The sequence below is a fragment of the Ureibacillus suwonensis genome (genome assembly GCF_042655065.1).
Taxonomy (GTDB): Bacteria; Bacillota; Bacilli; order Bacillales_A; family Planococcaceae; genus Ureibacillus; species Ureibacillus suwonensis.
In genome coordinates this window covers 1-3,155 of record NZ_JBHSNQ010000138.1, presented here as the reverse complement: position 1 = coordinate 3,155, position 3,155 = coordinate 1, and the positions used below count along the sequence as shown (strand labels likewise).

Here is a 3,155-nt window from a genome sequence, read left to right as displayed (position 1 = left end):
TCCGTCATCGTACAGGAAAGAAAGCAAAAATGCATTTCAATCTGGTGACGTTAATTTATAATACCTGCAAACTAGCTGTTGAAGAATCAATGCTTTATTACAGCAACAAAACCAAGTTGCATAATTTAAAAAAACAAAGTTTTTAGTATAGGGGTACTCTATACTTCAGAAAAACTATGATTTATGAAATTGATTCGTTAAGAGTTACTCCCATGAAAATTTTTTCGTTTATTATTGCCTTGACCTTAGCATGGACGGTAGTATCTCTGGCCGTAGCTACCATCCTGCTTATTGGGGGGCTGGTGCTATTCGGCATCAGGATGCAGTTTGGGACTTTGCTGATCTTTTATGTAACGCTGGTGACTGCAACCATATGCTTTACTTTAATAAGCTTTGTAGTGGCTAATATAAGCAAAAATGAAGGGCAAGCCAGTATATATTCCAATATTTTCGCAATGCCGATGCTGTTTTTGAGCAGTGCTTTTTATAGTCTGGACACAGCACCTACCTGGATTAAGACGCTAAGCCGGCTCAACCCTTTTTCCCATTTTGTAAGTGGGCTTCATAGTACGATAGTTTTCGATTTACGGGGAGCGGCGGCGAATTTGATTATCCTGCTTGCTTTCGGCGTTCTTGCGCTGATAGCTGCAATCCTGACTTTTCGCTGGGATTCGGACTGAGTTGAAACATTACCTCCATGATAGACCGTCATTCAGGAGATATATTCTCTTGGTTGGCGGTTTCTTAAATTATATAAGAATTTAATAAAAAGGCACTTGAACCTCACGTTACGTTATGTTATATAATGCGTGCATGGAGGTAATGATTATGAAGAAGAATTTAGTGAAATTATTAACAAAAGATAAGGAAATAAGACTTTTTATTGTTGATGCAACGAATATTCTGGAGCGTAGCAATTTAAGAGATATGAAAACAGATTTTGCAAGACAGCTTTATACGAACATATTTATAGATTGTTGTCTATTACGTGGCTTTTTAACCGAAATCGATCAGCGTATAAATGTAAGTATTCGGTTTAAACCAGCTGGGTATACGGCTTACTGTGATGTAGATGGAAGAGGCAATGTTAATTGTATTTTTTCTTCCCGACTAGCTTCTTTTAATGGTGATTTTGCCGATTTAGTCGGAGAAGGGACATCTCTCTCTATTACAAGAGGGAGTTGGACAGGAGGAATGTTTACTGGAACGGTAGAATTAAAGTCTGCTTCTATAGATTCGTGCTTTTCATATTTCTATTTTAAAAGTGAGCAGACAAAAACAATTTTTCGAACATGGATTGAAAACGGAATTGCAAGAGGTTGTTTGATACAACCACTGCCTTTTTACAATATTGATAATTTAAAATTTGTAATGGATGGTATCGACAGTGCAAAGAAATATATAGTTACAGAGCAATGGGCAGAACTGCCCTTGAAGGTTTTCCCATATGCAACAGTAGTAGATGAATATATCGTGCAAAGTGAATGCAATTGTTCAAAAGAGATGTTTTTTGGTATCCTAATGTCTGTTGAAACCGATGAGCTAAAAAAATCAATTAAAGTTGGAAAAAATGAAGAACTGGAATGTGGTATATGTGGTAAGAGGTATATATTTAGAACAAATGATTTAGAAATAATTGTAAAAATGAAGGGAAGTGAACAAAATGGATAGATTTCTTAAGATTGGGGAATTAGCAAGTATGACAGGTATAACTGTCAGAACTCTACATTATTATGATGAAGTCGGTTTATTAAAACCATCTAAGATTACTGAAACAGGGCATAGATTATATGACATACAGAGTGTTACAACATTATATCAAATAATTTCTTTGAAAGACATGGGATTTAACCTTGATGAGATAAAGGATCTGATTCATGATAGATATATAGATATTCGAAAATTCGTTGAGATCCAAATTTCAAAAGTTCAAGAGGAAATTGCCCAGAAGCAGTTACTTTTCAGTAAGCTACTAAAACTAAAACAGGAGCTTAAAGATAATAAGAATATCTCATTAGATGATTTTAAAGCAATCGTCCCATTTATTAATTCCTCAGCAGACAAATACATTACTAAAGAACAGTTAGATAAAATAAAAAATAACTTAGAAAGAGATAAAGCAGAATCAGAAGGAGCAACAGAATGGCTGGAATTCATTTCAAAACTTAATTATTGTTACAAGAACAAATTGCCTAATACAGATTTAAATGCAATTGAATGCATTAATTACTGGAAAGATTTTACGAACAAGTCAATAGGTGAAGATGAGAAACTTAAGAATTCCATATTCTCATTTCATGCTTCTTTGGATAATTCCCAGCTTAGATATGGACTTACTGATGATCTATACAAATATCTAATGGAGTTAATGAAATAAGTAAAGCTTAGTGGATATGTTCACATCTACAGATAGTGCTTAAGGTGCCGTCGATATGTTTCCAACTACCGACAAGTTAAAAGAGTGTGTGTAAAGATTATTTATATAATCCAATATTAGAGATTATAATGAATAATTGGGGGGAGAGTAGGTTAAAGGTGAAACATAGTAATCCGGAGGGATTATTTGATTCAAGAGTTTTTAGTCAAGTGGTTACAGTTAGCGGTAATGCAAAGACAATATATATCGGTGGACAAAATGCTATTAACTCTGAGGGACAATTAATAGGTCGGGACAATTTAGAACTGCAAACAAAACAAGTTTTAGAAGTAAGCGCCAAATATCCCACACCTTCTAACCCTTTTGATGTTTTGTGATAATGAGATCAACATCAAAAGTTAGGAGGTTTTTATTTTTTATGTCACTAGATGAACGAAAACAAATGTGGCAACAACGAATCCAATCTTATCGATCTAGTGGGAATCCAGTGTAAAAGCTTGGTGTAAACAAAATCAAATCGGTCATCAAAGTATGTATAAATGGATGAAAAGACTAGAGTTAGAGACAACTGAAACTTCACGGACTTCCCCTCAATGGCTAAGTGTTGAAGTATCCCATCCGTTGGATGAAAAAAACTCCCCGCTCATCGTGAACATTGGGGAATTTTCCATCGAAGTAAAAGAAGGTTTCAATCCACTCCTTTTCAACGAAGTGGTTCAGGTGCTGAAAACACATGTTAAGTAAAACACCCATTCAACATGTTTATTTAGCAGCGGGG

General features: G+C 34.9%; 4 protein-coding genes and 1 pseudogene. All 5 read left to right on the top strand.

Annotated features, from left to right (window positions below; all coding sequences use genetic code 11):
* Window positions 1–176: 176 nt before the first annotated feature.
* Window positions 177–680, top strand: a complete 504-nt coding sequence (locus ACFPOH_RS11310; protein ID WP_390309708.1) for an ABC transporter permease — start codon at window positions 177–179, stop codon at window positions 678–680.
* Window positions 681–828: 148 nt separating this feature from the next.
* Window positions 829–1,671: an Hsp33 family molecular chaperone HslO gene (locus ACFPOH_RS11305; protein ID WP_390309706.1), complete on the top strand. Its 843-nt coding sequence runs from the start codon at window positions 829–831 to the stop codon at window positions 1,669–1,671.
* On the top strand, window positions 1,664–2,377 hold the full coding sequence (locus ACFPOH_RS11300; RefSeq protein WP_342470263.1) for a MerR family transcriptional regulator: 714 nt from the start codon (window positions 1,664–1,666) through the stop codon (window positions 2,375–2,377). Before ACFPOH_RS11305 ends, ACFPOH_RS11300 begins: the two co-directional genes overlap by 8 nt.
* Before the next feature lie 158 nt (window positions 2,378–2,535).
* Window positions 2,536–2,754, top strand: coding sequence for a hypothetical protein (locus ACFPOH_RS11295; RefSeq protein ID WP_390309704.1), 219 nt, complete (start codon window positions 2,536–2,538; stop codon window positions 2,752–2,754).
* Between the two features lie 121 nt (window positions 2,755–2,875).
* Window positions 2,876–3,121: pseudogene (tnpA, locus tag ACFPOH_RS11290) on the top strand (IS66 family insertion sequence element accessory protein TnpA); the annotation flags it as partial.
* Between the last annotated feature and the right edge of the window lie 34 nt (window positions 3,122–3,155).

Coding starts and splice junctions, on each gene's coding strand:
- ACFPOH_RS11310 (WP_390309708.1), top strand. CDS start 177: ATGATTTATGAAATTGATTCGTTAAGAGTTACTCCCATGAAAATTTTT.
- ACFPOH_RS11305 (WP_390309706.1), top strand. CDS start 829: ATGAAGAAGAATTTAGTGAAATTATTAACAAAAGATAAGGAAATAAGA.
- ACFPOH_RS11300 (WP_342470263.1), top strand. CDS start 1,664: ATGGATAGATTTCTTAAGATTGGGGAATTAGCAAGTATGACAGGTATA.